At 73.9% G+C, this 25,955-nt stretch carries 27 protein-coding genes; 13 read left to right on the forward strand and 14 right to left on the reverse strand.

The genetic code is table 11. The features are described from left to right. The first annotated feature begins 109 nt into the window (after window positions 1–109). Window positions 110–1,162 (forward strand): acyl-CoA desaturase, encoded by a 1,053-nt coding sequence (locus AB0F68_RS18065; RefSeq protein ID WP_357339202.1) that lies wholly within the window; start codon window positions 110–112, stop codon window positions 1,160–1,162. Between the two features lie 48 nt (window positions 1,163–1,210). On the opposite strand, the gene AB0F68_RS18070 is transcribed toward AB0F68_RS18065, so the two are convergent. Then, on the reverse strand, window positions 1,211–1,990 hold the full coding sequence (locus AB0F68_RS18070) for a hypothetical protein (RefSeq protein ID WP_357339205.1): 780 nt from the start codon (window positions 1,988–1,990) through the stop codon (window positions 1,211–1,213). Window positions 1,991–2,228: 238 nt separating this feature from the next. On the opposite strand from AB0F68_RS18070, the gene AB0F68_RS18075 reads away from it, so the two are divergent. Beyond that, the gene (locus tag AB0F68_RS18075; protein WP_357339207.1) at window positions 2,229–3,377 is read left to right on the forward strand and encodes an FHA domain-containing protein; all 1,149 of its coding nucleotides are present in this window, start codon (window positions 2,229–2,231) and stop codon (window positions 3,375–3,377) included. A 60-nt stretch (window positions 3,378–3,437) separates the two neighbouring features. Here AB0F68_RS18075 and rocD read toward each other — a convergent pair whose 3' ends face one another. From rocD to AB0F68_RS18090, 3 genes are all read right to left on the reverse strand, one after another. Further along, window positions 3,438–4,652 (reverse strand): ornithine--oxo-acid transaminase, encoded by a 1,215-nt coding sequence (rocD, locus tag AB0F68_RS18080; RefSeq protein WP_357339342.1) that lies wholly within the window; start codon window positions 4,650–4,652, stop codon window positions 3,438–3,440. Next, a complete protein-coding gene (gene ddaH, locus AB0F68_RS18085; protein ID WP_357339346.1) occupies window positions 4,652–5,467 on the reverse strand; it encodes a dimethylargininase in 816 nt (271 codons plus the stop codon). The genes rocD and ddaH overlap by 1 nt, the downstream gene beginning before the upstream one ends. Window positions 5,468–5,641: 174 nt before the next feature. Continuing rightward, entirely contained in the window at window positions 5,642–6,280 is a 639-nt protein-coding gene (locus AB0F68_RS18090; RefSeq protein WP_357339209.1) for an NAD(P)H-binding protein, read from the reverse strand. Between the two features lie 104 nt (window positions 6,281–6,384). Here AB0F68_RS18090 and AB0F68_RS18095 point away from each other — a divergent pair, with 104 nt between their 5' ends. Further along, window positions 6,385–6,747, forward strand: coding sequence for a helix-turn-helix domain-containing protein (locus AB0F68_RS18095; RefSeq protein WP_357339211.1), 363 nt, complete (start codon window positions 6,385–6,387; stop codon window positions 6,745–6,747). Between the two features lie 118 nt (window positions 6,748–6,865). On the opposite strand, the gene AB0F68_RS18100 is transcribed toward AB0F68_RS18095, so the two are convergent. Then, on the reverse strand, window positions 6,866–7,576 hold the full coding sequence (locus AB0F68_RS18100) for a DMT family transporter (protein ID WP_357339213.1): 711 nt from the start codon (window positions 7,574–7,576) through the stop codon (window positions 6,866–6,868). Window positions 7,577–7,714: 138 nt separating this feature from the next. On the opposite strand from AB0F68_RS18100, the gene AB0F68_RS18105 reads away from it, so the two are divergent. Next, complete coding sequence (locus AB0F68_RS18105) at window positions 7,715–8,617, forward strand: DNA-formamidopyrimidine glycosylase family protein (RefSeq protein ID WP_357339215.1); 903 nt, start codon at window positions 7,715–7,717, stop codon at window positions 8,615–8,617. Here AB0F68_RS18105 and AB0F68_RS18110 read toward each other — a convergent pair. Continuing rightward, on the reverse strand, window positions 8,543–9,376 hold the full coding sequence (locus AB0F68_RS18110) for a helix-turn-helix transcriptional regulator (RefSeq protein WP_357339218.1): 834 nt from the start codon (window positions 9,374–9,376) through the stop codon (window positions 8,543–8,545). The two genes, AB0F68_RS18105 and AB0F68_RS18110, sit on opposite strands and share 75 nt — an antisense overlap. Before the next feature lie 114 nt (window positions 9,377–9,490). Between AB0F68_RS18110 and AB0F68_RS18115 the strand changes: the two genes are divergently transcribed. After that, on the forward strand, window positions 9,491–10,084 hold the full coding sequence (locus AB0F68_RS18115) for an NAD(P)H-dependent oxidoreductase (RefSeq protein ID WP_357339220.1): 594 nt from the start codon (window positions 9,491–9,493) through the stop codon (window positions 10,082–10,084). 41 nt (window positions 10,085–10,125) lie between these two features. Here AB0F68_RS18115 and AB0F68_RS18120 read toward each other — a convergent pair whose 3' ends face one another. Then, window positions 10,126–10,998 (reverse strand): aminoglycoside phosphotransferase family protein, encoded by an 873-nt coding sequence (locus AB0F68_RS18120; RefSeq protein WP_357339222.1) that lies wholly within the window; start codon window positions 10,996–10,998, stop codon window positions 10,126–10,128. Between the two features lie 88 nt (window positions 10,999–11,086). On the opposite strand from AB0F68_RS18120, the gene AB0F68_RS18125 reads away from it, so the two are divergent. Then, entirely contained in the window at window positions 11,087–11,251 is a 165-nt protein-coding gene (locus AB0F68_RS18125; RefSeq protein ID WP_357339224.1) for a hypothetical protein, read from the forward strand. Between the two features lie 43 nt (window positions 11,252–11,294). On the opposite strand, the gene AB0F68_RS18130 is transcribed toward AB0F68_RS18125, so the two are convergent. The 3 genes from AB0F68_RS18130 to AB0F68_RS18140 form a co-directional block, all read right to left on the reverse strand. Then, complete coding sequence (locus AB0F68_RS18130; RefSeq protein ID WP_357339226.1) at window positions 11,295–12,716, reverse strand: WGR domain-containing protein; 1,422 nt, start codon at window positions 12,714–12,716, stop codon at window positions 11,295–11,297. Window positions 12,717–12,801: 85 nt separating this feature from the next. Continuing rightward, entirely contained in the window at window positions 12,802–14,181 is a 1,380-nt protein-coding gene (locus AB0F68_RS18135) for an FAD-dependent oxidoreductase (protein ID WP_357339228.1), read from the reverse strand. A 39-nt stretch (window positions 14,182–14,220) separates the two neighbouring features. Next, window positions 14,221–15,369, reverse strand: coding sequence for a glutamate--cysteine ligase (locus AB0F68_RS18140; protein WP_357339230.1), 1,149 nt, complete (start codon window positions 15,367–15,369; stop codon window positions 14,221–14,223). 311 nt (window positions 15,370–15,680) lie between these two features. Here AB0F68_RS18140 and AB0F68_RS18145 point away from each other — a divergent pair, with 311 nt between their 5' ends. The 4 genes from AB0F68_RS18145 (at window position 15,681) to AB0F68_RS18160 (ending at window position 19,989) form a co-directional block, all read left to right on the forward strand. Beyond that, window positions 15,681–15,950, forward strand: coding sequence for a DUF6412 domain-containing protein (locus AB0F68_RS18145; RefSeq protein ID WP_357339348.1), 270 nt, complete (start codon window positions 15,681–15,683; stop codon window positions 15,948–15,950). A 96-nt stretch (window positions 15,951–16,046) separates the two neighbouring features. Further along, window positions 16,047–16,790 carry a membrane protein insertase YidC gene (gene yidC, locus AB0F68_RS18150; protein WP_357339234.1) on the forward strand — a complete coding sequence of 248 codons (744 nt, stop codon included), beginning with the start codon at window positions 16,047–16,049 and terminating at the stop codon, window positions 16,788–16,790. Between the two features lie 76 nt (window positions 16,791–16,866). Continuing rightward, window positions 16,867–18,291 carry a carbohydrate-binding protein gene (locus tag AB0F68_RS18155; RefSeq protein WP_357339240.1) on the forward strand — a complete coding sequence of 475 codons (1,425 nt, stop codon included), beginning with the start codon at window positions 16,867–16,869 and terminating at the stop codon, window positions 18,289–18,291. 132 nt (window positions 18,292–18,423) lie between these two features. Continuing rightward, window positions 18,424–19,989: a cellulose binding domain-containing protein gene (locus tag AB0F68_RS18160; RefSeq protein WP_357339242.1), complete on the forward strand. Its 1,566-nt coding sequence runs from the start codon at window positions 18,424–18,426 to the stop codon at window positions 19,987–19,989. A 13-nt stretch (window positions 19,990–20,002) separates the two neighbouring features. Here the strand turns inward: AB0F68_RS18160 and AB0F68_RS18165 are convergent, their stop codons facing one another. Next, entirely contained in the window at window positions 20,003–20,665 is a 663-nt protein-coding gene (locus AB0F68_RS18165) for a DedA family protein (protein WP_357339244.1), read from the reverse strand. A gap of 91 nt (window positions 20,666–20,756) precedes the next feature. After that, a complete protein-coding gene (locus AB0F68_RS18170; protein WP_357339246.1) occupies window positions 20,757–21,356 on the reverse strand; it encodes a DUF1349 domain-containing protein in 600 nt (199 codons plus the stop codon). Between the two features lie 71 nt (window positions 21,357–21,427). On the opposite strand from AB0F68_RS18170, the gene AB0F68_RS18175 reads away from it, so the two are divergent. Further along, complete coding sequence (locus tag AB0F68_RS18175; protein WP_357339248.1) at window positions 21,428–23,080, forward strand: alpha-amylase family protein; 1,653 nt, start codon at window positions 21,428–21,430, stop codon at window positions 23,078–23,080. A gap of 55 nt (window positions 23,081–23,135) precedes the next feature. Beyond that, window positions 23,136–23,894: a 3-oxoacyl-ACP reductase FabG gene (fabG, locus tag AB0F68_RS18180; RefSeq protein ID WP_357339250.1), complete on the forward strand. Its 759-nt coding sequence runs from the start codon at window positions 23,136–23,138 to the stop codon at window positions 23,892–23,894. A 45-nt stretch (window positions 23,895–23,939) separates the two neighbouring features. On the opposite strand, the gene AB0F68_RS18185 is transcribed toward fabG, so the two are convergent. Both AB0F68_RS18185 and AB0F68_RS18190 read right to left on the reverse strand, forming a co-directional pair. Further along, window positions 23,940–24,344, reverse strand: coding sequence for a hypothetical protein (locus AB0F68_RS18185; RefSeq protein WP_148430358.1), 405 nt, complete (start codon window positions 24,342–24,344; stop codon window positions 23,940–23,942). After that, window positions 24,337–24,741 (reverse strand): hypothetical protein, encoded by a 405-nt coding sequence (locus AB0F68_RS18190; protein WP_357339253.1) that lies wholly within the window; start codon window positions 24,739–24,741, stop codon window positions 24,337–24,339. The genes AB0F68_RS18185 and AB0F68_RS18190 overlap by 8 nt, the downstream gene beginning before the upstream one ends. A 163-nt stretch (window positions 24,742–24,904) precedes the next feature. Here AB0F68_RS18190 and AB0F68_RS18195 point away from each other — a divergent pair, with 163 nt between their 5' ends. Beyond that, window positions 24,905–25,801: a Gfo/Idh/MocA family oxidoreductase gene (locus AB0F68_RS18195; RefSeq protein ID WP_357339255.1), complete on the forward strand. Its 897-nt coding sequence runs from the start codon at window positions 24,905–24,907 to the stop codon at window positions 25,799–25,801. Window positions 25,802–25,955 lie beyond the last annotated feature (154 nt).

Below are 25,955 nucleotides of genomic sequence, written 5' to 3' on the forward strand. Positions count from 1 at the left end.
CCGAGCTGGGGGGTTGCCGGGATTACCCAGCGCAGTCGATCCGGGCAGACTCGGTTACACAGAGTCGCGCCGCCGGCGTGGCACACACCGACGGGGGAGCGGGGATCGGATGACCTCATCGACGTTGACGGCACCGGCGGCACGGCGGGGCAGCGACTACGCGCGACTGTCCCGCCGGGTCGCCGCAGCCGGCCTGTTCGACCGCAGACCCGGCCGGTACGCGGCCCGGATCGCGCTCACCCTGGGCGCCTTCCTGGCCGGCTGGGCCGTGGTGGTGGCGGTCGGCGACTCCTGGTGGCAGCTGCCGCTGGCGGCGGTGATGGCGGTCGCCACCACCCAGGTGGCGTTCCTCGGGCACGACGCCGGCCACCGGCAGATGTTCCGCCGGCGCGGCCCGAGCGAGGCTGCCGGCCTGGTCGCCGGAAACCTCGCGGTCGGGCTGAGCTACGGCTGGTGGGTGGACAAGCACAACCGGCACCACGCCAACCCGAACCACGCCGACGAGGACCCGGACGTCGGGGCGGGCGCGCTGGTCTGGACGTACGAGCAGGCGACGGCGACCCGGGGCGTGAGCCGGTGGATGGCCCGGCGGCAGGCGTGGCTGTTCTTCCCGCTGCTGCTGCTGGAGGGGCTGGCGCTGCACGTGGCCAGCGTGCGGGCGGTGGTCGGCCGGGAGCCGGACGGCCGGTGGCGCACCCCGGTCCGGCGCCGCGCGGTGGAGGGGCTGCTGCTCCTCGGGCACGCCGTCGGCTACCTCGGCCTGCTGTTCGCGGTCATGTCGCCCGGCCGGGCGCTGCTCTTCGCGGCCGTCCACCAGGGGCTCTGGGGCCTCTACATGGGCTGCGCGTTCGCCCCGAACCACAAGGGCATGCCGATGCCCACCGCCGAGGACGACCTCGACTTCCTGCGCAAGCAGGTGCTGACCTCGCGCAACGTGCGCGGCGGGCGCTTCGTCGACGTGGCGCTGGGTGCGCTCAACTACCAGATCGAGCACCACCTCTTCCCGAACATGCCCCGGGCCAACCTGCGGCGGGCCCGGCCGATCGTCCGCGCCTACTGCGCCGAGCAGGGCATCCCGTACGCGGAGACGGGGCTGTTCGAGTCGTACCGGCAGGCGCTGGCGCACCTGCACGAGGTGGGCCGCCCGCTGCGGCAGGGCTGAGCCGGCCGGACCGGGCGGAGGCGCTGGTCGCCCCCGCCCGGCACCCGCTCAAGAACCGCCGGTGAAGGCCTGGGCGAGCTCCGCCGGGGCCTCCTCGGTGTCGGCCGCCGCGGGCTTGCTGAGCCGCACCGGCGCGCCGAAGTCGGTGTAGCTGGCCGTCATCTTGCCGAGCATCGGGTTGATCGGACCCAGGTCCATCTCGAAGACGGTGAGCCGACCCCCCTCGTCCACGGTCGCGGTGAACGGGACGGCCTTCGCCTTGTCGCCCGCCGCCGCCAGCGACTTCGGGTCGGCCCCGGTCCGGGTGTAGTCGAGCGTGCCGGCGTACGACCGGTCGCCGGTGCGCCGCACGTCGACCACGGCCGAGAGCAGCTTCTTCACCCCGCCCGGGTCGTCGGCCGGCATGAGGCCCAGCTGCCCGCCGGAGAGGTTGCCGGCGGCCATGTGCAGCCACTTCTTCGACCCGCCCAGCTGCTTGCCGAGCAGCCCGCTCAGCTTCAGGTAGGCGTCGTTGCCGATCACCAGGCTGTGCACCCCGCCCAGCTCGCCGAGGCTGAGGGTTACGTCCATGGTCCGCGCCGTCGGGTCGGCAACCCCGGTGGCGGTGAGCATCGACGAGCTGACCTTGACCCGCATGCTCTGCTCGTTGAGCCGCTGGATCGCCGCGGTCAGCTCGGCGGTCGGCTCGGCCGTCGGGCTCGCCGACGCCGCGGCGGCGCCCCGGTCGGCTGACGCGTCCGCGCCGGTCCGGCTGCCGCATCCGGTCAGGCCGAGACCGAGGACGGTGACGAGCGCGAGCCCCGTGGTCGCCAGCCGTCGTGTCTGCATCGTGGTTCGTCTCCTCAGCGAAGGGTGGGCGGCGCGGCCGTTCCCGGCCGGGCCGGCGGTCAGCCTAGCCGCCACCGGCGAGCGGCGAGGGTCGATTCCGGCGTGCGTGAAATGGCGCCCGTCGGCGCTGCCGGTAGGGTCGTCGCATGGCAGACCTGCTCACCGCGGCGGCGGTGCGAGCCGAGGCGGGGCGGCCGGCCCCGACCCGGCGGATCGACGACACTGTCCGGAGCGCGGCATGAGATTCGAGATCAGCAAGGTGCTGGACGCCATCGAGGGTCGGGTCTGCACCGATCCCTCGCTGGCCCGGGCCGTGGTCGACCTGGCCGAGGTGATCCGCTGGCAGGACCTGGACGGCGGGCGGCCGGCCAGCCTGCTGCGGCTCGGCATGGTGATCGACGCGCTGTCCCGGCAGCTGGAGGAGGACAGCGTCCCGGTCTACGCGATCGTGCACCGGGCCCTGCTCTCCGACGCGGACCTGACCTCCAACGAGCGGATGGTCGTGCGGCGCTGGGCCGACGACGGCCTGGTCGAGGTGCTCGACCACCCCGGCGACCGGATGCTGGAGGTGGCCGACCTGCTCGGCCTGCCGGTGCTCAGCCGGGTCCGGTTCGACGGGCTGGGCGGCCGCTGGCCGTGGCTCGGCCAGCCCGGCCGGGTCCTCGCCCCGGTGCCGGGGGCCGGCGGCCCGGTCTTCATCGCGCACGTCGGTGGCGGGCAGAGCCCGGTCTCCGGCAGCCGCTCGCCGGCCGGCACGAAGCTGCTCGCCCGGCAGTGGCGCTGCCCCGAGCCCGGGTGCGCGCTGTTCGGCGGCGGCGGGGGCGGGGGCGCCTTCGCCGACCTGGCCCGGGTGGACCGGGCCCCGGCCGGGCAGCCGCCACCCACGCTGCGCAACGGCGTACCGACCTGCCCCCGGCACGGCGCCCGGCTGGGCGACGCCGGGCCGCGGCCGCGTACCGCGGTGCTGGCGGTGCGGATCGGCGGGCTGGTCCGGCGGCGGTTCGTGCTCACCGAGACCCAGCCGGTGCTGGTCGGGCGGGCGCCGGAGGCCACCGGCGGGATCGTGCTCGGCCAGTGGCTCAACGACGAGGCGCGGCGCTGGATCAGCCGTAACCACGTTCGGTTCGAGCTGCGGGTGGGCGAGGTGGTGGTGACCGACACCAGCACCAACGGCTCCGGCATCCGGCCGGGCGGCTCGATGGCCGAGCCGGACCGGATCACGCTGGCCCCGCAGCAGTCCCGGGTGGTGGGCGAGGGCGACCTCGTCGAGCTCTACCCGGGCGTGCAGATCGGCCGCGCCGACGAGGTGGCCAGCGACGCCAAGTTCAGCCCGACCTCGGTGATGGCCGAGGCGCCGACCATGGCCATGCGGCTGCCGCGTCCCTGACGCGACGCGAAAGGGCGCCGGGACCGTCGTGGTCCCGGCGCCCTTTCTCGCGTACGCGGATCAGCCGGCCAGCACGGCGGCGAGCTGCGCCACCGCGTGGTCGATCTCCTCCTCGGTGATCACCAGCGGCGGGGCGAGCCGGATGGTCGAGCCGTGGGTGTCCTTGGCCAGGACGCCCCGCTCCATCAGCCGCTCGCAGGCCTCCCGGCCGGTCATCAGCGCCGGGTCGATGTCCAGCCCGGCCCAGAGGCCCCGGCCCCGGACCGCGACCAGGCCCTTGCCGACCAGGCCACGCAGGCCGGCGTGCAGCCGCTCGCCCAGCTCGGCCGAGCGCCGCTGGAACTCGCCGGTGGCCAGCAGCCGGACCACCTCGGTGGCGACCGCGCAGGCCAGCGGGTTGCCGCCGAAGGTCGAGCCGTGCTGGCCCGGCTTGAGCACCCCGAGCACGTCGGCGTTAGCGGCGACCGCCGAGACCGGCACGATGCCGCCGCCGAGCGCCTTGCCCAGCAGGTACATGTCCGGGACGACGCCCTCCTGCTCGCAGGCGAACGTGGCGCCGGTGCGGCCCAGGCCCGACTGGATCTCGTCGGCGATGAAGAGCACGTTCCGGTCGGTGCAGACCTGGCGCACGCCCGGCAGGTAGCCCTCCGGCGGCACCACGACGCCCTGCTCACCCTGGATCGGCTCGAGCAGCACGGCCACGGTGTTCTCGTCGATCGCGGCGGTCAGCGCGGCCAGGTCGCCGTAGGGGACCACGGTGAAGCCCGGCGTGTACGGCCCGAAGTCGGCGCGGGCGTCCTCGTCGGTGGAGAAGCTGACGATCGTGGTGGTCCGGCCGTGGAAGTTCCCCTCGGCGACCACGATGTTGGCCTGGCCCGGGGTCACGCCCTTGACCTGGTAGCCCCACTTGCGGGCGACCTTGATGCCGGTCTCCACCGCCTCGGCGCCGGTGTTCATCGGCAGCACCAGCTCCTTGCCGCAGAGCGCGGCCAGCTCGCGGCAGAAGTCGGCGAACTGGTCGTGGATGAACGCGCGGCTGGTCAGCGTGAGCCGGTCGAGCTGCGCGTGCGCGGCCTCGATCAGCTTCGGGTGCCGGTGGCCGAAGTTCAGCGCCGAGTAGCCGGCCAGGCAGTCCAGGTAGCGCCGGCCGTCCACGTCGGTCAGCCAGGCGCCCTCGGCCGACGAGATCACCACGGGCAGCGGGTGGTAGTTGTGCGCCGTGTGACGCTCCGCGTCCCGTACCGCGGAGGGCGTCCGCAGCATGTCGTCGATGATCACTTGACTGCCTTTCCCTGACGGAGTCGCAACGTGCAGCACTTCGGTCCGCCGCCGGCCTTGCGCAGCTCGGACAGGTCGATACCGATGGTCTCGTAGCCCCGGTCGCGCAGCTTCGCGGCCAGGTCGGTGGCCTGCGCGGGCAGCACCACGTGCCGCCCGTCGCTGACCGCGTTCAGCCCCAGCACCTCCGCGTCGGCCATGGTGGCGTGGACCGCGTCCGGGAAGAGCCGGCGCAGCACCGCCCGGCTGCCCGGGGAGAACGCCTCCGGCAGGTACGCCACGGTCCGCTCGTCGAGCACGGTGAGCGCGGTGTCCAGGTGGTAGAAGCGCGGGTCCACGAGCTGCATGGTGATCACCGGGTAGCCGAAGACCTCCTGGAGCTGCGCGTGGGAGGCGTGCGCGGTGCGGAAGCCGGTGCCGGCGAGCAGGTGGTCGCCGACCAGCAGGACGTCGCCCTCACCCTCGTTGACGTGCTTCGGGTCGTACATCTCGAAGCCGGCGGCCTCGAACCAGGCCCGGTAGGCGGGCGCCTCGTCGGCGCGCTGCGGGTCGCGGAACTGCACCGCCATGGCCTTACCGTCGATCACCGTGCCACCGTTGGCCGCGAAGACCATGTCCGGCAGGCCGCCGACGGGGTCGATCAGCTCGACCTCGTGGCCCAGGTCGAGGTAGGTCTGGCGGAGCTGCTCCCACTGCCGGATCGCCAGGTCGGCGTCGACCGGGGCGGTGGGGTCCATCCACGGGTTGATCGCGTAGTCGACGGCGAAGTACGTCGGCCGGCACATCAGAAAGCGCTGGCGGGTGGCGTCCATCGTCATGTCGTGCTCCCAGGGGTCGGGCGCGCCCGGCCACCTTGGCCCACGGGCTGGCGCCGTGGTCCAACGGTATGCGCCCCTGGCCGACGACATCCACCGCAAGAAGTTGCGTACGGCGACAGATCGTTGCGTCTGGTTGGCCGCGGCCGGCGGATCGTTGCGTTCACGCTGTCAGCCGCGCTCCACTCCCAGGTGCACCCGCCGGTGCCCCGGCCGCTCGATCTCGTCGAGCAGGGCCAGCGCCAGGTCCGCGTACGTGATCCGGCTCTCGGCCCGGGCCGGGGCGAACCGGTACCGGCCCGCGGGCGTCCCGCCGTGGTCGAAGTCGCCGGCCGGGCTGAGCACCAGCCAGTCGACGTCCCCACCCGTCCGGCGCAGCACCTCGGCGCCGGCCGCGTGCCCCAGGTAGAAGCCCCGGTACTCCTGCGGGTAGCCCGGCGTGTCCATGAGCGGCACGCCGTCGGCCGTCGGCAGCACCGAGGCGAGCCCGACCACCACGAGCCGGCCCACCCCGGCCCGACGCGACCCGGCCAGCGTGGCCCGGGCCGCGGCCGGGAAGAAGACGTCCGGCGGCGCGGCCAGGTCGGCGGCGGCGTGCACCGCCGCGTCGTGCCCGGCCATCAGGCCGGCCACCCGGTCAGCGTCGGTGACGTCCCCAGCGGTGACCCGCACCCCGCCGTCGGCCGCCAGGTCCGGGTGGCGAGCCGGGTCGCGGACCACGGCGGTCACCTCGTGGCCCCGGTCGCGGGCCGCCCCTACCGTCGCCCGGCCGGCTCGGCCGCCGGCCCCGAAGATGATGATCCTGCTCATCGACGTACCTCTCCTCGTCGCCCTGGCCGGCGGGGTCGCCGGCCGTCCGGGCGGACGCTACCCGGGGGGCCGGTTTCCACCCGGATACCGATTACGGTGGGCGGATGGCCGCGCCGCTGGACCCGGAGATGTTCGACGAGCTCTGCCCCTCGGACCTGTCACCGATCCGGTTCGGGGACAAGTGGGCCGGGATGGTGGTCCGCTGCCTGGAGAGCGGGCCCCGGCGGTTCTCCGAGCTGCGGGTGCCGCTGCGCGGCATCACCGCCAAGGTGCTGACCCGGTCGCTGCGCCGGCTCGAAGCCGACGGGCTGGTCCGGCGCGCCGTCCTGCCCGGTCGGGTCGAGTACGCGCTCACCCCGCTGGGGCGCAGCCTGCTCGGCCCGATGGACGTCGCCTGCGCCTGGGCCCGGGAGCACTGGGAGGAACTGCTCGACGCCCGCGAGGGCGTGGCCGCGGCCGCCGACTGACCCCGGACATACTTCGGGGGCGGCGAACCGCCGCCCCCGAAAGAGGTGTGCCCGGCTGGTGAACCACCAGAGCTGATCGGGCGTGCCGGCGCTGCGCCGGCGACCGGGAAACTGCCCGTCAGAAGAGATCCGCAAACTGTGAGTCGAGCCACTCCCGGAACCGGCCCACCCAGTCGCCGTCGGTGGTCGGCCAGTCGAACTGGCCGGTCATCGCCACGATGCCGAGCACCACGGCGGCGAGGCCGACGGCCACGCCGATCAACGCGTCGGTCTTGCCGGCCACGTGCCGGCGGCGGGTCGCGATCAGGCCGAACACGGCGAGCACCGCGCCGACCGCGCCGAGGCCGATGCCGTAGCCGGCGAGGGTGCCGGAGAGCACGAAGAGCGCGCCGACCACCGACACGATCAGACCGAGGGTGGCGAGCAGGCTGGCCCGGGGCCGCTTCGTCGTCACCGGCTCCACCCGCTCCACCGCCGGATCCCGGTCGACGGTCCGGTCCGGCCGGCCGTCTCCGTCCAGGTCGACGGTGCGCTCCAGGGTCGGGTCCGGCTCGACGGTGTGGGTGCGCCGGCCGTCCGGGCCGGTCGGGCGGGCGGTGGCCGCCCGGGCCGCCGCGGCCCGATCCGCCGCGCGCCGCTCCGCGTCGGTGGCGCGCTCGTCGTCGGTCGCGCTGGCGGTGCTGCGGTAGGTGGTCCGCTCCTCGTCGCGGCCGGTCACCACTGGCCGGTCGTCCGCCCGATCGCCGACCCGGTCGCGGTCGTCGACCACCCCGTCGCCGTTCACGTCATCGGTTCGCGCCGGACCGCTCCGGCGGGACAGAATCTTCACTGGACACCTCCTGATCTCCGGCGCGGAGACCGCGCTTCACAGTCAGGAGTTACCCCGTGGCGGACAGGTCGACACCCGTCGACGCCCAGTGCCTCTCCTGGTCGGCGGCGTCCGGGCCGGCGGGCTACCGTTGCCGTCGTGCCAGAGGGACACACCATCCACCGCCTGGCGGCCCGGCACGCCGAGCTCTTCGCCGGCGACAAGGTGCACGCCGCCAGCCCGCAGGGCCGCTTCGCCGAGGGCGCGGCCCGGCTCACCGGCACCCTCCTGGAGGGCACCGAGGCGTACGGCAAGCACCTGCTGCACCACTACGCCGGCGAGCTGACCCTGCACGTCCACCTGGGGCTCTACGGCAAGGTCACCGACGGCCCGGGCGAGCCGCCACCCCCGGTCGGGCAGATCCGGCTGCGGCTGAGCAGTGACCGGCACTGGCTGGACCTGCGCGGGCCGACCGCGTGCGAACTGCTCACCCCTCCCGAGGTGGCCGCGCTGCGCGACCGGCTCGGCGCCGACCCGCTGCGCGCCGACGCCGACCCCGAGCGGGCGTACGCCCGGATCCGGCGCAGCCCCACCCCGCTGGCGGCGCTGCTGCTGGACCAGTCGGTGGTGGCCGGCACCGGCCTGATCTTCGTGGTCGAGGCGCTGTTCCGGGCCGGGCTGCCGCCGCTGCTGCCCGGGCGGGACCTCAGCCCGGCCGGCTGGGCGGAGCTCTGGGCCGACCTGGTCGCCCTGATGACCGTCGCCGTCGAGCGGGGCCGGATCGACACCGTGCGGGACGATCACCTGCCGGAGGCGATGGGGCGGGCGCCCCGGGTCGACCGGCACGGCGGCGAGGTGTACGTCTACCGCCGCCCCGGCGCGCCCTGCCACGTCTGCGGCACCGAGGTCAGCCGCGGCGAGCTGGCCGGCCGCAACCTCTACTGGTGCCCGACCTGCCAGGCCGGCCGGCGGCGCCCGTCGGCCCGGTCAGCCGACCGCGCGAAGCGGGCGTCCGTGCCGGAGCCGCTCGACCGCCTGCGCGGTCGTCTCGTCGGCGGGTAGCAGGACGACCAGCTCCTGGGCGTCGGTGCTCGGCAGCTCCAGCTTCTCCCGGTGCCAGCGCAGCTCGCCCGCGGCGGGATGGTCGAGCCGGAGCGCGACCTGGGGCGGTGGCAGGTGCTGCTGGAGCCGTCGGGTGAACTCCGGCCCGGCGACGGGGGCGAGCTGGACCTGGAACCACTCGGAGGCCTCCGCGGACGGCCCGAGCCACAGGTCGAAGGCCCGCTCGTCAGCCACCTGGTCCCAGTCGGGGAACACCGTGCGGGCGCGCGGATCGGTGAACACGTAGCGGGTCAGGTTCGGCGCCTCGGCGTCGAGCAGGCCGATCCCGCCCATCACCAGCTCGAACGCGCTCGTGTACGCGAGCACGTCGCCCAGGCGGTTGGTGACGAAGGCCATCCCGGGTTCGAGCAGCCGGAGGGTCTCCCGCACGGTCGGCCGGACCTCACGGTTGGGCGGCGCCGGCGGCCGGTGCCCGGGGCAGGCCCCACCGGTGATCTTGGCGAGGTAGCGCAGGTGGTTTCGCTCCCGGGCGTCCAGGCTCAGGGCGTCCGCGAGCGCGTTCAGCACCGCGTGCGACGGGTTGCGGTCCCGACCCTGCTCGATGCGGGTGAGGTATTCGACGCTGACCCCGGCGCGGGCGGCCAGGTCCGAGCGGCGCAGGCCCGGGGAGCGGCGCCGGCCCCGGTCGGGCAGGCCGAAGGACTCCGGCTGGAGGCTGTCGCGCTTGGCGCGGACGAAGTCGCCCAGTGGCGTACCCATGGGTGAGAGTCTAGGTCGGATTTCCGGCCGCCCCGGCCGGCGCAGCGTGGCCCTGCGGGGCCCAGCCTGCAGCCGGTCTGGTTGCCGCCGTCGCGGCGGCGGACCGTGGACCGCATGAACGAGAAGCACAGGTTGGTCATTGTCATCGGAAGCGTCCGCGAGGGCCGGTTCGGACCGGTCGTCGCGTCCTGGGTCGCCGAGCGGGCGCGCGAGCACGGCGGCTTCGATGTCGACGTCGTCGACCTCGCCGAGATCGAGATCCCGCTGGCACTGCCGGCGGAGTCACCGAAGTTCGCGGGCGACGCGTACCCGCGCCCGGCGGCGATGGGGCCGCTGACCTCCCGGCTGGCGGACGCGGACGCGTTCATCCTGGTCACGCCGGAGTACAACCACAGCTACCCGGCCGCGCTGAAGGCAGCCATCGACTGGCACTTCACCCAGTGGACGGCCAAGCCGGTGGCCTTCGTCAGCTACGGCGGCGCGGCGGGCGGCCGGCACGCCGTCCTGCACCTGGAGAACGTGCTCACCGAACTGCACGCCGTGACGATCCGCGACGGGCTGGCCTTCCCGAACTACTTCACCGGGTGGGCGGACGGCCAGCCGCTCGACCCCGCCGCGGCCGGATACGCCAAGACCCTGCTGGACCAGCTCGCCTGGTGGGCCGGAGCCCTGGGGGCGGCACGCGAGGCGGCCCCGTACCCGGCCTGACCGCCACGCCTCGGGGCGTGACCGGGGCCCCCGGGACCCGGTCACGCCCCGGCGAGCAGCCAGCGGACCGTCTCGACCTGCTGCGGGAAGACCTCGTCCTCGCCGATGCTCCAGGCCAGCGTGTGCACGACCGCCCAGCCGCGCACCCGCTCCCGGTCCAGGCGCAGCTCGGCGCTGAGCCGGTCCAGCCGGTGCCGGACCGCGGCGGGGGAGTGCCCCAGCTCGGGGCCGCGCACCAGCGGCACCGCCGCGAACTCCCGCTCGCCGACCAGCGGCTTCGGGTCGATGACCAGCCACGGCTCGCGGGTGGCCGCCAGCACGTTGCCGGCGTGCAGGTCCTGGTTGACCAGCACCTGCTCGCCCTGGCTGGGCACCAGCTCGGCGAGGAGCCCGAGCGCGGCGTCCAGCAGCCGCCGCTCGAACGGCCGGTTCAGCCGCTCCCACTTGGCCGGCAGCCGCTCGGCCCAGCCGGCCGCCTCCTCGGCGAGCGGGGTGAACGGCGGGCCGGCCGGCACGCCGAGCCGGGGCAGCAGCCCGACCGCCACGTCGAGCGCCGCGTCGGGCGGCAGCCCGTGCAGCGGCGTTCCCGGCAGGCAGCGCTCGACCAGCAGCGCCCGGCGCTCCGGGTCGTGGGCCAGCGACCGGATCGCGCCCCGGCCGCCCCAGTGAGCGAGCGCGGTCGCCTCGTGCACGCTGTCGTCGTCCGGGTACTGGAGCTTGAGCACAGCCGGGGTGCCGTCCGGCAGCTCCGCCGGCATCGCCAGCGACGCGAACGCGTACTCGAAGGGTGGGCCGACCCTCAGCTCCCAGCGCGCGACGCACTCCGCCAGCCGGTCCGGCAGGGTGGCGAGCCATTCCCGGCCGGCCGGATACCGTTCCGTCCAGCGCAGCCCCTCGGGGATCTCCAGACGCATCCGACCATCCTGGGTGCCGGTGGCGGTCGCGTACAACCGTTTCCGGCTCGATGCCGCCTGGAACAGCGAACCCCACGGAGGTGGCCGGATGCCGGACGCATCGGACCAGGAATACATCGAGTACGTCACCGCCCGCCTGCCGGCGCCGCGCCGGCTCGCGTACGTGACCAGTTTCAGCGACGACGGCCGGGTGCTCGGCGGGAAGCTCGAGTCCGACGACCAGGTCCGGCCGGTGCGCTGGACCTGCCGGTGACCGGTCCGGGGGCGGTCCCGCACCGCCCCCGGACCGGAGCCGTTCAGCCCAGCCGGCGGATGTCGCCGTAGGCCCGGTAGAAGCCGCCGCGGCCGGACTCCCGGACCGCGGTGACCAGGTAGCGCGCCCCCGGCTCGCGGATCCCCTTCGGGAACTGCACCGACCAGTCGCGGCGGTAGCCGTCGGAGAGGACGTGGATGCGCATCCGGCCGCCCTGCTCGACGCACTGCACCACCACGCCGGACCGGTCGTCGGTGGTCACCTCCACGCTGGTCCAGGCGGCCGGTTCGGGCAGCCGGGCCGGGGCCTTCACGTCGACCACCTCCGGCACGCTGCCCGCCTCGGCGGCCCGGATCGCCGGCTCGCTGGCGTCGATGCAGGCCAGGTAGCCACCGGTGGTGACCACGTAGAGCCGCTCGTCGTGGTACTGCATCGAGTACGCCGAGCCGCAGCCGGTGCCGAGCTTCCACAACCGGTTGCCGGCCTCGTCGAAGCAGTAGATCGAGGAGGCGCTGTCGCCGGCGAAGACGTATCGGCCGCCCTCGGCCGTGGCGCAGGAGAAGACCGGGGCATCGCACCGGTACGCCCGCTCGGCCCGCCCGTCCTTGCGCAGCCGCACCACCTCGCGGGTGCCGGTGCCGGCGAACACGGCGTCGCGCTCCTGCCAGCCGAAGAGCACCGCTCCCGTGCGGGTGTGCCACAGCTCCCGCCCGGTCCGCCAGTCGTAGCCGGTGACCCCTTGTGAGTGGCCGTGGTAGAGGGCGTCGGTGTCACAGCGCACCATCCAGGCGGACCGGCCCCACCCCGGCCGCCGCCAGAGGAACTCGTCCTCGTGGTCGACGGCGGCGATGCCGCCCTCGCGGTCGGAGACGCCCAGCACGCCGTCGTGGATGTCGAGCCAGTAGATGTCGATGTCGGGGGCGATCGCGTAGGCCACCCGGGGCACCTTGCCGGAGAGGTCGTAGACGTTGCCGTCGTCGCAGCCCGCGTAGATCCAGGCGTCGTCGGCGACGATGCACTTCACCCCGTCGGGGAGCCGGAGCTGGTGCAGCACCCGGGCGTCGTGGTCCAGCGTGGTGATCACGCCGTGCTCGTTGCCCACCATGCAGCTCTGCCCGTCGATGAAGATGCCGAACGCGGGCGCGCCCGAGGCGTAGCGCCAGAGGACCGGGGCGGTGCGGGCCGTGGAGCGGGTGCTGACGATCTGCCGGCGGGAGACGGTCCGCTTCTGGCGTACGCCGGGCACCGCGGGCGCGTATCCCTTGCGGACCTTCTCGCCGATCTTCTTCGCGGCGGCGGCCCGGGCACGGGCGTTGTCCGGGTAGCTGCTGCACTTCACCTGGCCCTGGTCGCCGATCCGGCCGTAGCGCACGGTCATCGTGGTGTCGTCGACCACGACCTCGTAGAACTTGTGCGCTCCTCCGTCCACTTCGGACAGTTCGAGGTAGGTCGTCTCCTGCGACATGGGGGTGCCTCCGAGGGGAAGGGCCGGAACCGGCGACAGCCCGCCCAAGCTAACGCCGCCCCCCGACAAAGATTGGGTCGTCCGGTCAGCGGCCGGAGTGGGTGAGGGCGTCGACTGCCTTGCGGGCGGCGATCAGCACCGGGTCCCAGACCGGGGCGTACGGCGGCGCGTAGCCCAGGTCGAGCGCGGTCATGTCGTCGACCGTCATGTTGTTCCACAGCGCCACGGCCAGCGCGTCGATCCGCTTGGCCGCCTCGGACCAGCCGACGATCTGCGCCCCCAGCAGCCGGCCGCTGGGCCGCTCGGCGAGCAGCTTCACGGTCATCGGCCGGGCGCCCGGGTAGTAGCCGGCCCGGTTGGTCGACTCGGCCAGCACGGCGACGAACTCGAAGCCGGCCGCGGTGGCATCCCGCTCGCGGAGGCCGGTCCGCCCGACCTCCAGCTCGCAGACCTTGGTCACGGCCGTGCCGATCACGCCGGGGAAGGTCGCGTACCCGCCGCCGATGTTGACCCCGGCGACCCGGCCCTGCTTGTTGGCGTGGGTGCCGAGCGGGATGTGCACCGGCATGCCGCTGACCCGGTGCAGGGTCTCCACGCAGTCGCCGGCCGCGTAGACGCCGGGCACCCCGGGCACCCGCATCCGCCGGTCGACGCGGATCGCCCCGGACGGACCGATCGGCAGGCCGGCGGCCTCGCCGAGCGCGGTGTTCGGGCGTACGCCCAGGCCCAGCACCACGACGTCGGCCGGGATCGGCCCCTCGCCGGTGACCACGGCGGCGATCCGGCCGTCGCGCCCCTCGAGGCCGGTGACCGTCAGGCCGGTACGGATGCCGATGCCGGTGCTGCGCATCGCCTCGGCAACCAGCTCGCCCATGTCCGGGTCCACGGTGGCCATCGGCTGGTCGGCCTGCTCGACCAGGTCGACCTTGAGCCCGTGGTGCAGCAGGGCCTCGGCCATCTCGACCCCGATGTAGCCGCCGCCGATCACCACCGCGCGGCGGGGCCGGGGCTCGTGTTCCAGCCAGTCCAGCAGGGCGGTGCCGTCGTCGAGGGTCTGCATGCCGAACACCCCGGCCAGCCCGCCGCGGGCCCACCCGGGCTGGATCGGGGTCGAGCCGGTGGCGTACACCAGGGTGTCGAAGCCGGCGCGGACCTCGCCGCCTCCCGTCAGGTCCCGGGCGATCACCTCGCGGCGGTCGAGGTCGATGGTGGTGACCTCGTGCCGCAGCCGGACCTCGATGTCGAACCTGTCCCGGAAGGTGGCCGGGTCGCGGGCGATGAGCTGGTCCCGCTCCGGCACCACCCCGCTGATCCAGAAGGGGATGCCGCAGGCCGAGTAGGAGGTGAAGCGGCCCCGCTCGAAGGCCACGATCTCCAGGTCGTCCCGGTCGCGGCGGCGGCGGGCCTGGGACGCCGCCGCCATTCCGGCGGCGTCCCCACCGACGACGACCATCCGCTCCGCCACGACGCCATCCTGTCACGCGCGCCCGGCTCGCGCGGGCGCTCAGCCGCGGGTCTGCCGGGCCACGTCCGCGACCACGTCGATCAGCTTGCCGGTACGGGCGAACACCGCCCGCTGCCGCGCCGCGCCGCTGCCGTGCCGGCGCAGCCCGCCCAGCAGGTCGGTCACCCGGTCGAGGTCGCCGTGCCGCTCCAGTTCCGGGCGGACCCGTTCGACCAGCCCGTCCAGCAGTTCCCAGGCCGGGCGCAGCTCGCCGTCGGTCAGGTCGACGCCCTCGCCCTCCAACCCGTCGTGGGCCGCCCGCCAGTGCGCGGCGACCAGCAGGTGGTGGTCGGTGTTGATGGCCGGCCGCCCCTCGGCGATCTCCGTCATGGCCGTCGCCACCAGGGCCCGGACCAGGGCGGCGACCAGCACCGCGTCGTCCACCGACGGGCAGACGTCACCGATCCGGATCTCCACGGTCGGGTACTTGGCGGAGAGCCGGGCGTACCAGTAGAGCATTCCCTCGTCGAGCATCACGCCGCTGGCGATGAGCTGCCGGATGAGCCGCTCGTAGTGCTCGTGCGAGTCGAGCCAGGGGGTGGGCGCCACCGACGGCCAGCGTTCCCACTCGACCGAGCGCCAGCTCGCGTAGCCGGTGTCCTCGCCCCTGGCGAACGGGGAGTTGGCGGTGACCGCCTGCAGGATCGGCAGCCAGGGCCGGACGTGGTTGAGCACCCGCACCCCGGTCTCCGCGTTCGGGATGCCGACGTGCACGTGCATGCCGTTGTTGCCCGGCCCCGGCACGAGCAGCCGGAACCGCTCGATCATCCGGTCGAAGCGGGGCTTGTCCACCACCGGCGGCACCGGCCCCTCCACCGGCCCGGTGCCGATGGCCAGCAGCCGCACGCCGGCCCGCTCGGCGGCGGCGGCAAGTTCGGCGCGGAGCACCCCGAGCGAGTGCCGGATCGAGGAGAGCTCCAGGCCGGGCGGGCTGCCGATCTCGATCTGGCTGGTCTGGAACTCCCGCTCCACCTGGCCCCGCAGCTCGGCCGGCACCTGCTCCATGACCAGGTCCACGGCGGGCACGGCGGCCCCGGTGTGCGGGTCGGCGAGCAGGAACTCCTCCTCCACGCCGACTGTCAGCAGGTCCGTGCCGCTCGGTGCGGCGCTCCGTTCCCGCTCCGCCACTGACCCGCTCATCGAGACCACCGTCCTGCTCCGTACCGGTCGCGGCACGGTGCCGCCCGGTCGACGCCCTGTTACCCACCGTGTCGGCCGCGGGAAACGCCCGGGGCGGCGTGTCGTCGCGTACGCGCCGGTGTCGTCCCCCTTTGGTGGCCACGGATCCCGGCTCCGGGACGGGAATCCCGCCCCGACGGCGAGCCGGTCCGGCGCGCGCCGACGGCAACGGAGAGGGCCCGGGCCCACGTCGCGGACGGTGACCGACACCGGCCGGGCGGCTTGGCGGGCGATCGGGTCCGGGACGTGACAGCGGGTTCTAGAGTCGGCCTGTGGTCGGGATGCTGGTGACGGGGACGTGGGCGTACGCCCTCACCCTGCTCGCGGACCGTCCCACCGGCCTGCTCGCCGGTGCGGCGGTGGCCGCCGCGCTGCTGCTCGCCACGCTGCTCGCGCTGCGGGTCCGGGCGCTGCCCACGCCGCCCGGCGGCCGGCGCGCCGTCGCCCTGCGGGCCCGGGCCCGGCACCGCCGGGTGCCCCGGCAGGTCGACCCGGACGCCCCGGGACGGCCGCGTCCCCGCGCGCCGGGGTTCCGCCCCTCGGCCGCGTAGCCGCCTCGTCGCCGCGCGGCCGGTTCCGTCGTCATCCGCCCCGCCGGGACGCGTCGTCCCGTCCGGGCATCCGGAATCGGACCGAGGGGTTTCCCCATGCTCGCCTTCGCACCACTGCACACCGCGACCTCCGCGGCCGCCACTGTCGTCACCTGGCTCGCCGACACGCTCGCCCCGCTGACCGGCGGGGCCGCCACGGCCGCCGCGATCGTCCTGTTCACCGTCGGGGTCCGGCTGCTGATCTCGCCGCTCAGCCTGGCCCAGTTCCGCGGGGAGCGGCGCCGCACGGCGCTCGCCCCCGAGGTCCGCGACCTCCAACGGCGGTACGCCGACGACCCCGGCCGCCTGCAGAGCGAACTGTTCGCGCTCTACCGCCGGGCCGGGGCCGGCCCGGTGGCGGGCTGCCTGCCGGCGCTGTTGCAGGCCCCGTTCTTCCTGGTGATGTACCGCCTCTTCGCCACCGGCGACGGGCACCCGCACCTGCTGGACGAGAAGCTCGCCGGCGTACCCCTGGGGTGGCACCTCGGCGACGGGCTCACCGGCCCGGTGGTGGCGGTCTTCGGGGTGCTGCTGGCGGCGCTGCTCGTGCTGGCCTGGTGGTCGGCGCGGCGGGCGCGCCGGGCGGCCGCGGCCACCGGCACCATCGCCGGTGCGCCGACCGAGGGTCCGGGCGCCGCCGTGCTCGGCCGGCTGGTGCCGCTGCTGCCCTACACCACGGTGCTGGTGGCGCTGGTGGTGCCGCTCGCGGCGGTGCTCTACCTGGTCACCACGACGGCGTGGACCGCGCTGGAGCAGGCGGTGCTGCGCCGGCCCCAGCCGGAAGGCATCGACGCACGTTGACAAATGCGGGGGCGGGCGCGTAGAAAACGCCTCAGAGAGCGCTCTCTCCTGCCCGTCCCCGCAGAGAGGCACCCCGATGAATCCTGTCCCGGCGGCCGAGGCCGCCCCCTCCGCCGTGCGCCGGTCGCGCCGGCGGCTCTCCCTGGCGGCCGCCGTGCTCGCCACCACCACCGCCCTCGCGACCGTCACGATGACCGCGCACGCCGCCGTGCCGCCGCCGCCCGCCGGCTGGAGTCTGGTGTGGAGCGACGACTTCACCGGCGCGGCCGGCACCCTGCCCTCCTCCGCCAACTGGATCATCGACACCGGCACCAGCTACCCGGGCGGCCCGGCCAACTGGGGCACCGGCGAGATCCAGACCTACACCGCCAGCACCGCCAACCTGGCCCAGGACGGCGCCGGCAACCTGCGCATCACCCCGCTCAAGGACGCCGCCGGCCGCTGGACCTCGGCCCGGATCGAGACGGTCCGCGCCAACTTCAAGCCGCCGGCCGGAGGAGTCCTGGCCCTGGAGGGCCGGATCCAGATGCCGAACGTGACCGGCGCGCAGGCCGCCGGCTACTGGCCGGCGTTCTGGGCGCTCGGCTCCCCGTACCGGGGCAACTACCAGAACTGGCCGGGCGTCGGCGAGTTCGACGTGATGGAGAACGTCAACGGGATCAACTCGGTCTGGGGAGTGCTGCACTGCGGCGTCGCCCCGGGCGGCCCGTGCAACGAGTTCAACGGCATCGGCAACTCCCGGGCCTGCCCGGGAAGCACCTGCCAGTCGGCGTTCCACACCTACCGCTTCGAGTGGGACGCCTCGATCAGTCCCCAGCAGCTGCGCTGGTACGTCGACGGCCAGCTCTTCCACACCGTCAGCCAGAACCAGGTCGGCGAGCCGTACTGGGGTCAGATGACCAACCACAGCGGCTACTTCATGCTGCTCAACGTGGCGATGGGCGGCGGCTTCCCGAACGGGGTGGCCGGCTCGGCCACGCCCACCGCGTCGACCGTCTCCGGCCGGCCGATGGTGGTCGACTACGTGGCCGCCTACACCCGCGGTGGCGGCGGCACGCCGTCGCCGACCCCGACCACCCCGCCGCCCGGCGGGGTGGTGGACGCGTACTCGACCATCCAGGCCGAGGCGTTCAGCGGGCAGAACGGGGTGCAGGTGGAGGCGTGCGGCGAGGGCGGCCAGGACATCGGCTGGCTGGCCAACGGCGACTGGGCCCGCTACGACAACGTGGAGTTCGGCGCCACGCCGCCGAAGGACTTCGTGGCCCGGGTCGCCTCCGGCGCGCCGGCCGGGGTGAGCGGGCTGGTCGAAGTCCGGGTGGACAGCCCGACCAACCCGCCGATCGGGAGCTTCGCGGTCGCCAACACCGGTGGCTGGCAGAGCTGGCGCTCGGTGCCGGGCAACGTCGCCGCGGTCACCGGCCGGCACACCGTCTACCTGACCTTCAGCAGCGGCCAGCCGGCCGACTTCGTCAACGTCAACTGGTTCATCTTCCGGCACTGAGCCGGCCGGGCCGGGGGTCCCCGCAGGGGCCCCCGGTCTGCCTCTGGACAGAAACAGTTAACAGTCTTAATAATGAGCGCACGTCGACGGTCGTAAATGCCCACCCTCCACCACCACGTCCTGGAGGACGCCGTGAGACTCCGCTCCACCCGCCTGGCGACGTTCGCCGCCGCGCTCGCCGCCGCCCTGGTGGCGGGCACCGTGCTGGCCGCGCCGCCCGCCTCCGCCGCCACCGCCGCCTTCGTCCGCACCTCCACCTGGAGCAGCGGGTACGAGGCCAAATTCACCGTCACCAACGACAGCTCGGCCAGCATCTCCTCCTGGAACGTCCAGTTCGACCTGCCCGCCGGCAGCACCCTCGGCTCGTTCTGGGACGCCCGGCTGACCACCTCCGGCCAGCACGTCACCGCGCTGAACCAGTCCTGGAACGGCGCCCTCGCCCCGGGCGCCAGCACCAGCTTCGGCTTCATCGTCAACGGCACCGGCGACCCGACCAACTGCACGGTCAACGGCGGTTCGTGCACCGGCGGGGGCGGCGGCAACCCCGGCGCTCCGGCCACCCCCGGCGGCCTCCGGGTCACCGGCACCACCAACACCTCGATCGCGCTGGCCTGGAACGCCGTATCCGGCACGGTCACCGGCTACCGGGTCTACGAGGGCGGCACCGTGAAGGCCACCGTCACCGGCACCTCGGCCACCGTCTCCGGGCTGAGCGCCTGCACCGGGCACAGCTACACGGTGGCCGCGTACAACGCCAGCGGCGAGTCGGCGAAGTCGGCGGCGGTGTCGGCCACCACCACCGGCTGCACCGGCGGGGGTGGCGGCGTGATGGCCGCCGCGCCGTACCTCTACCCGGGCTGGGGCGACCCGCCCGCGCCGGCCACGGTGATGGGCGCGACCGGGATCAAGTGGTTCACCATCGCGTTCGTGCTCTCCGGCGGCGGCTGCACCCCGGCCTGGGACGGCAGCGGCCCGCTCACCGGCGGCGCGCACGCCAACACCATCGCCGCGATCAAGGCGGCCGGCGGTGACGTCATCCCGTCCTTCGGCGGCTGGAGCGGCAACAAGCTCGGCCCGAACTGCTCCTCGGCCAGCGCGCTGGCCGGCGCCTACCAGCAGGTCATCAACGCCTACGGGCTCAAGGCGATCGACATCGACATCGAGAACAGCGACGAGTTCGAGAACGAGGTGGTGCAGGACCGGATCCTCGACGCCCTGAAGATCGTCAAGCAGAACAACCCGGGGATCAAGACGATCGTCACCTTCGGCACCTCGACCACCGGGCCGTCGTACTACGGCACCCGGCTGATCAACCAGGCCGCGGCGAAGGGCGCCAACATCGACGTCTTCACCATCATGCCGTTCGACTTCGGCGGCGGCGCGAACATGTACCAGAGCACCGTCAACGCGGCCGAGGGCCTGAAGAACGCGCTGAAGACCGCCTTCGGCTGGTCCGACGCCACCGCCTACGCCCACATGGGCATTTCCGGCATGAACGGCCTCTCCGACCAGCAGGAGCTGACCTCTCCGGCCACCTGGACGCAGATCCGGGACTGGGCCAAGGCCCGCGGGCTCGCCCGGTTCACCTTCTGGTCGGTCAACCGGGACCGGCCCTGCCCGGGCGGCGGCGTCGTCTCCAACTGCTCCGGCATCGCGCAGAACACCTGGGAGTTCACCACCATCACCGCGGGATTCTGATCCCGCACCGCGGTCAGCGCCCGGCGGTCACCGACTGCCGGGCGCGCCGCCGGCGTACCTTCTTGACCACCCAGCTCGCGATCATCACGGCGAAGACCGCGAAGATCGCGTAGTTGAACCAGTGGCTGTAGCGGTCGACCTGCTGCCAGCGCGTGCCGAGGGCGAAACCGAGCCCGACGATCAGCGCGTTCCACACCCCGCTGCCCAGCGTGGTGAGCAGGATGAACTCGCCCAGCGGCATGCGGTTCGCGCCGGCCGGCACGGAGACCAGGCTGCGCACCACCGGCACGACCCGGCCGAACAGCACCGCCCAACGGCCGTGCCGCTCGAACCAGCGGTCGGCCTTCTCCAGGTCGTCCCGGTCCACCAGCGGGATGTGGTCCAGCCAGCGCTTCAGCCGTTCCTCGCCGAGCGCCGCGCCGAGCCAGTAGAGCACCAGCGCGCCGAGCAGCGAGCCGGCCGTCGCGGCCAGCACGATCAGCACCACGTTGAACCGGCCCTCGGCGGCCAGATAACCCGCCATGGCCAGCACGACCTCGCTCGGGATCGGCGGGACGATGCTCTCCAGGGCGACCAGCAGGGCCACCCCGACCGCGCCGAACGAGTCGATCACGGTCGCCACCCAGCCGGTCAGCCCGGTGAACTGGTTCGGGTCGACGTTCTGGGCGAGTGCCATGGGCGTCCTTCCGCGGTGCCGGGGATCCGGAACTGGTACCCCGAGCAGGGCCGGTCACACCTGCCGGTGATCGGCCCCACGGACCACGGGATCAGTCCTCCGGGTGCAGCGCGGCGTCCGCCGGCCCGCGCCGCCAGCCGGTGAAGCGGACCACCAGGCCGCCGCGGGTGGGCGAGCAGCAGTACGGCCCGGCCGCCGCCGCGGCCCCCGGGTCCAGCGGTGCCACCCGGACGAGCCGCCACGGCTCGGCGTCCACCCGCGCGCGGACGGTCAGCGCGTCACCGGCCCGGCTGACCCGGACCGTCACGTCCCGCCCCGACCAGTCCGGCACCGGGGCCACCGACCAGTCCGACAGCTCGTCGGTGACCACCGCGCCGACCTGCGGCTGCCCGTCGCTGACCTCCACGCCGGCCTTGGTCCACCGCCGCTCGTCCACCCGGACCAGCACCCCGGCCTGGTCGAACTGGGCGGTGTAGTCGAGCCGGAAGCTCACCTCCACGGCACTGTCCACGGGAAACGGGGCGAGCAGCGCGGAGCCGTCGTCGTGCACGAAGCCGTAGCTGGTCCGTCGCCAGAAGTCGCTGCCTCCACTCGGCTCGACCAGCAGCGCGTCGCCGGTGGTCTCGGTCCGCTCCGGCGGGTTGAGCCAGGTGCCGGCGGACCAGTCGAGGGCAAGGGTGTCGGCAATCATGCCGGCACCGTACCGGCCGGTGGGCCGGCCGTGGGTTTGCCGGGGTCGGCAACCGGAGAAGTTACCCGGTCATGGGTGACAGGTGGTACCAGGAGGCGGTGGTCTACTGCCTCGACGTCGACACGTTCGCGGACTCCAACGGCGACGGGGTGGGTGACTTCCGCGGCCTGATCGGCCGCCTCGACTATCTCGCGCGGCTCGGGGTGACCTGCCTCTGGCTGCACCCGATCCACCCGTCGCCGAACCGGGACGACGGCTACGACGTCACCGACTTCTACAACGTCAGCCCCAAGCTGGGCACCCTCGGCGACTTCGCCGAGCTGCTGCACCAGGCGCGGAACCGGGGCATCCGGGTGATCATCGACCTGGTGGTGAACCACACCTCGGACGAGCACCCCTGGTTCCAGTCGGCCCGCTCCTCGCCCGACTCGCCCTACCGCAACTGGTACGTGTGGAGCGACGAGGCGCCGCCGGACCGGCACCAGGGCATGGTCTTCCCCGGCGAGCAGAACGAGACCTGGAGCTACGACCGCACCGCGAAGTCCTGGTACTACCACCGCTTCTACAAGTTTCAGCCGGACCTGAACGTCGCCAACCCCGAGGTCCGCGCCGAGATCAAGAAGATCATGTCGTTCTGGCTCCAGCTCGGCGTCTCCGGCTTCCGGATGGACGCGGTGCCGTTCATCATCGAGCTGACCGAGCCGGGCAACCCGAGCTCGCCCAAGGACATGGACTTCCTCACCGAGCTGCGCCAGCACGTGCAGTGGCGGCGGGGCGACGCGGTCCTGCTGGCCGAGGCGAACGTCGAGCCGGACCAGCTGCCGGTCTACTTCGGTGACAGCGGCGGCTCGGCCAACCGGATCCACATGCTCTTCGACTTCATGATGAACGGGCGGCTGATGCTGGCGCTCGCCCGGCACGATCCGGAGCCGGTGATCGAGGCGCTGCGGGACACCCCGGCCCTGCCCCAGGGCGGGCAGTGGGCCACCTTCCTGCGCAACCACGACGAGATCGACCTGTCCCGGCTCACCGCCGAGCAGCGCAACCAGGTGTACGAGCAGTTCGGCCCGGACGAGGACATGCGCCTCTACGGCCGGGGCATCCGCCGCCGGCTGGCCACGATGCTCGGCAACGACCGCCGCCGCATCGAGCTGGCGTACGCGCTCCAGTTCTCGCTGCGCGGCACGCCGGTGCTGCGCTACGGCGAGGAGATCGGGATGGGCGAGGACCTCTCGCTGCCCGGCCGGGAGGCGATCCGCACCCCGATGCAGTGGTCGTACAAGGAGAACGCCGGCTTCTCCACCGCCGACCCGGAGAAGCTGGTCCGCCCGGTGATCGACAAGGGCGAGTACGGCTACCAGAAGGTCAATGTGACCGCCCAGCGCAAGGACCCGAGGTCGCTGCTGGGCTGGTTCGAGCGGATGATCCGTACCCTCCGGGAGGCCCCGGAGATCGGCTCGGGGACCACCAGCCACATCGACGTGCCGATGCCGCCCGGGGTGCTGGCGCACCGGGCCGACGGATCGACCGGCACCATGGTCTTCCTGCACAACCTCGGCACCGACGACGTCGAGGTCGACCTGAGCGTCCTCGCCCCCGAGGCCGACCTGCCGATCGACGTGCTCACCGACCGCAACTACGAGGAGGTCGGCAAGCTCGACCGGCTGAAGCTCGCCGGCTACGGCTACCGGTGGATCCGGATCTGCCGGGGCAGCGGCCTCTGACGGCGGGCCCGGCGTTAAGCTCCTTCGATCGAGCCCAAGTTACCGGGAGGTAATCATGTCGGAGGAGCCCCGCGTCGCCATCGTGACCGGAGCCGCGCGCGGCATCGGCGCGGCCACCGCCCGACGGCTGGCCGCCGACGGCATGGCCGTCGCCGTGGTCGACATCGACGAGTCGGCGACCAAGGAGACCGTGGACGCCGTCGCCGCGGCGGGCGGGCGGGCGCTCGGCGTCGGCGCCGACGTCTCCGACCGGGCCCAGGTGGAGGCCGCCGTGGAGCGGGTCGCCGCCGAGCTGGGCGCGCCGACCGTACTGGTCAACAACGCCGGCGTGCTCCGCGACAACCTGCTGTTCAAGATGACCGACGTCGACTGGGACACCGTCATGGGCGTGCACCTGCGCGGCGCGTTCCTGTTCAGCCAGGCCACCCAGAAGCACATGGTCGAGCGGAAGTGGGGCCGGATCGTCAACCTCTCCAGCACCTCGGCGCTGGGCAACCGGGGCCAGGCCAACTACTCCGCCGCCAAGGCGGGCCTGCAGGGCTTCACCAAGACCCTCGCCATCGAGCTGGGCCCGTTCGGGGTGACCGTCAACGCGGTCGCGCCGGGCTTCATCGTCACCGACATGACGGCCGCCACGGCGGCCCGGATGAAGGTCGACTTCGAGGCGCTCCAGCAGCACGCCGCCGCCGAGATCCCGGTGCGCCGCACCGGCCGCCCGGAGGACGTGGCGCACACCATCTCGTTCCTGGCCAGCGAGGGGGCGTCCTTCGTCTCCGGCCAGGTCATCTACGTCGCCGGCGGCCCCAAGGACTGACCGGGCCGAGCCGTCCCGCCCGGCCGCGCCGGGCGGGGCGGGCGGTCAGGCGGGGTCGTGTCGGGTGCGCCAGAGCCAGAACAGGCCGAGCACCGGCAGCACCAGCGGGATGTAGCCGTAGCCGCTGCCGAAGCCCGACCAGACCGTCTCGTCCGGGAACAACTCCTTGTCGGCCAGGCTGAGGATGCCGACGCCGACGACCCCGACCAGCTCCACCGAGCAGCAGGCCAGCGCGACCCGGCGGCCGGTGTGCCCGGCCCGGGCCAGCCCCACCGCCGCCACGATGTAGATCAGCGCGGCCAGCGCGGAGAGCAGGTACGCCACCGGCGCCTCGTCGAACTTCGTGGCGATCTGGAGCCCGGCCCGCGACGTCGCGGCGATGGCGAAGAGGATGTAGACCGCGATCAGCAACCGGCCCGGCCCCCGGTTCGTCGCCCGCTGCTCAGCCACCGACGACCTCCCAGGTCTGCTGCAACCGGACCACCACCACCGGGGTGACCAGGCAGACGGCGCAGACGATGGCCGAGCCCCACCGGGTCGGCTCCATCCGGGCCAGCACCCAGGCCAGCGGGGGCAGGCAGACCAGCGTCACCAGGTAGCCGAAGAACGCCCCCGGCTCGCCCGGCCGCTCGCCGCCGCCGAGGGCGACCAGCGCCACCACGGCGAGCGCCAGCAGGGCCACCTCCAGCACGGCCAGGCCGACGAACTGGAGCCGGTCCGGCGCCCGGTGGCGTACCGCCGCCACCAGGGCCCAGACCGCGATCAGGAGCGACAGCACGATCGAGGCCGTCGCGAGGAGCCCGTCCACCGGCGAGCCGGCCGCCGCAGCGCTGGTCATCGACGCCATCCCGGCGCAGTCCCATTCACCGGCACAGCCTACTAATCCTCGTAGTAGCCACCGTCGCCCGGCTCTCCCGCGGGGTCGCGGCGCGCCGGCCGGGCCGGGCGACTAGCGTGGATCACGGCCACCGGCGTACGCCGTGGCGGAGGACGACAGCAGGGGGTCCGTGGTGCGGTTCGGCTTGTTCGGCACCGGTCACTGGGCGGCGGAGACGCACGCCGCGGCCATCGACGCGCACCCGCGGGCCGAGCTGGCCGGGGTCTGGGGGCGTGACCCGGTGAAGGCCGGCACGCTGGCCACCCGGCACGGCGTACCGGTCTTCGAGGACGTGGACGAGCTGCTGGCCGCCTGCGACGCGATCGCCGTGGCGCTGCCGCCGGACGTGCAGGCCGAGATCGCCGTGCGGGCCGCCGCCGCCGGGCGGCACCTGCTGCTGGACAAGCCGCTGGCACTGAGCCTCGCCGAGGCCGACCGGGTGGTGGCCGCCGCGCAGGCGTCCGGGGTGGCCTCGGTGGTCTTCTTCACCCAGCGGTTCCACCCGAACGTGACCGGCTTCCTCGCCTCGACCGCGGCGGCCGGCGGCTGGCAGCACGCCCGGGCGACCATGTTCGCCTCCATCTTCCAGCCCGGGAACCCGTACGGAAGCTCGCAGTGGCGGCGCGACCGGGGCGCGCTCTGGGACATCGGCCCGCACGCGCTGTCGCTGATCCTGCCGGTGCTCGGCCGGGTCACCCGGGTCGCCGCCATGGACGGCCCGAGCGGCCTGGTGCACCTGCTGCTCACCCACGACGGCGGCGCCACCAGCACGCTCTCGCTCACCCTCGACGCGCCGCCCGAGGCGGTCACCCGGGACTTCGTCTTCTTCGGCGAGAACGGCACCGAGACCGTCCCGCCCGGCGACGGCAGCGTGCTCCAGGCGTTCGGCACGGCCATCGACCAGCTGCTGGAGGAGGTCGACGCGGGCACCCGCGACCACCGCTGCGACGTCCGGTTCGGCCGGGAGGTGGTGGCGGTGCTCGATGCCGCCGAGACCGCACGCAGCCAGCGGCGCACCGTCGATCTCTGAGGAATTCCGTCGCGGGCCGGCCGGGTCGCCGCTAGCCTGGCCGGCATGTGCATTCACGCCCTGATCGACGTGGCCGTCACGCCGGCCGCGCGGGGGCTCCTCCTGGTCGCCCGCCCGCGGGTCCGGCGTCCGGCCCTGGCCGGCCGGTACGCCC

It is taken from the genome of Micromonospora sp. NPDC023966 (assembly GCF_040639095.1).
In the GTDB taxonomy this organism is placed as follows: Bacteria; Actinomycetota; Actinomycetes; order Mycobacteriales; family Micromonosporaceae; genus Micromonospora.

Coding starts and splice junctions, on each gene's coding strand:
- AB0F68_RS18165 (WP_357339244.1), bottom strand. CDS start 20,665: ATGGCACTCGCCCAGAACGTCGACCCGAACCAGTTCACCGGGCTGACC.
- AB0F68_RS18125 (WP_357339224.1), top strand. CDS start 11,087: ATGCCGGACGCATCGGACCAGGAATACATCGAGTACGTCACCGCCCGC.
- AB0F68_RS18115 (WP_357339220.1), top strand. CDS start 9,491: ATGAACGAGAAGCACAGGTTGGTCATTGTCATCGGAAGCGTCCGCGAG.
- AB0F68_RS18155 (WP_357339240.1), top strand. CDS start 16,867: ATGAATCCTGTCCCGGCGGCCGAGGCCGCCCCCTCCGCCGTGCGCCGG.
- AB0F68_RS18075 (WP_357339207.1), top strand. CDS start 2,229: ATGAGATTCGAGATCAGCAAGGTGCTGGACGCCATCGAGGGTCGGGTC.
- AB0F68_RS18090 (WP_357339209.1), bottom strand. CDS start 6,280: ATGAGCAGGATCATCATCTTCGGGGCCGGCGGCCGAGCCGGCCGGGCG.
- AB0F68_RS18065 (WP_357339202.1), top strand. CDS start 110: ATGACCTCATCGACGTTGACGGCACCGGCGGCACGGCGGGGCAGCGAC.
- AB0F68_RS18170 (WP_357339246.1), bottom strand. CDS start 21,356: ATGATTGCCGACACCCTTGCCCTCGACTGGTCCGCCGGCACCTGGCTC.
- AB0F68_RS18070 (WP_357339205.1), bottom strand. CDS start 1,990: ATGCAGACACGACGGCTGGCGACCACGGGGCTCGCGCTCGTCACCGTC.
- AB0F68_RS18145 (WP_357339348.1), top strand. CDS start 15,681: ATGCTGGTGACGGGGACGTGGGCGTACGCCCTCACCCTGCTCGCGGAC.
- AB0F68_RS18175 (WP_357339248.1), top strand. CDS start 21,428: ATGGGTGACAGGTGGTACCAGGAGGCGGTGGTCTACTGCCTCGACGTC.
- ddaH (WP_357339346.1), bottom strand. CDS start 5,467: ATGGACGCCACCCGCCAGCGCTTTCTGATGTGCCGGCCGACGTACTTC.
- fabG (WP_357339250.1), top strand. CDS start 23,136: ATGTCGGAGGAGCCCCGCGTCGCCATCGTGACCGGAGCCGCGCGCGGC.
- yidC (WP_357339234.1), top strand. CDS start 16,047: ATGCTCGCCTTCGCACCACTGCACACCGCGACCTCCGCGGCCGCCACT.
- AB0F68_RS18190 (WP_357339253.1), bottom strand. CDS start 24,741: ATGGCGTCGATGACCAGCGCTGCGGCGGCCGGCTCGCCGGTGGACGGG.
- AB0F68_RS18120 (WP_357339222.1), bottom strand. CDS start 10,998: ATGCGTCTGGAGATCCCCGAGGGGCTGCGCTGGACGGAACGGTATCCG.
- AB0F68_RS18095 (WP_357339211.1), top strand. CDS start 6,385: ATGGCCGCGCCGCTGGACCCGGAGATGTTCGACGAGCTCTGCCCCTCG.
- AB0F68_RS18130 (WP_357339226.1), bottom strand. CDS start 12,716: ATGTCGCAGGAGACGACCTACCTCGAACTGTCCGAAGTGGACGGAGGA.
- AB0F68_RS18110 (WP_357339218.1), bottom strand. CDS start 9,376: ATGGGTACGCCACTGGGCGACTTCGTCCGCGCCAAGCGCGACAGCCTC.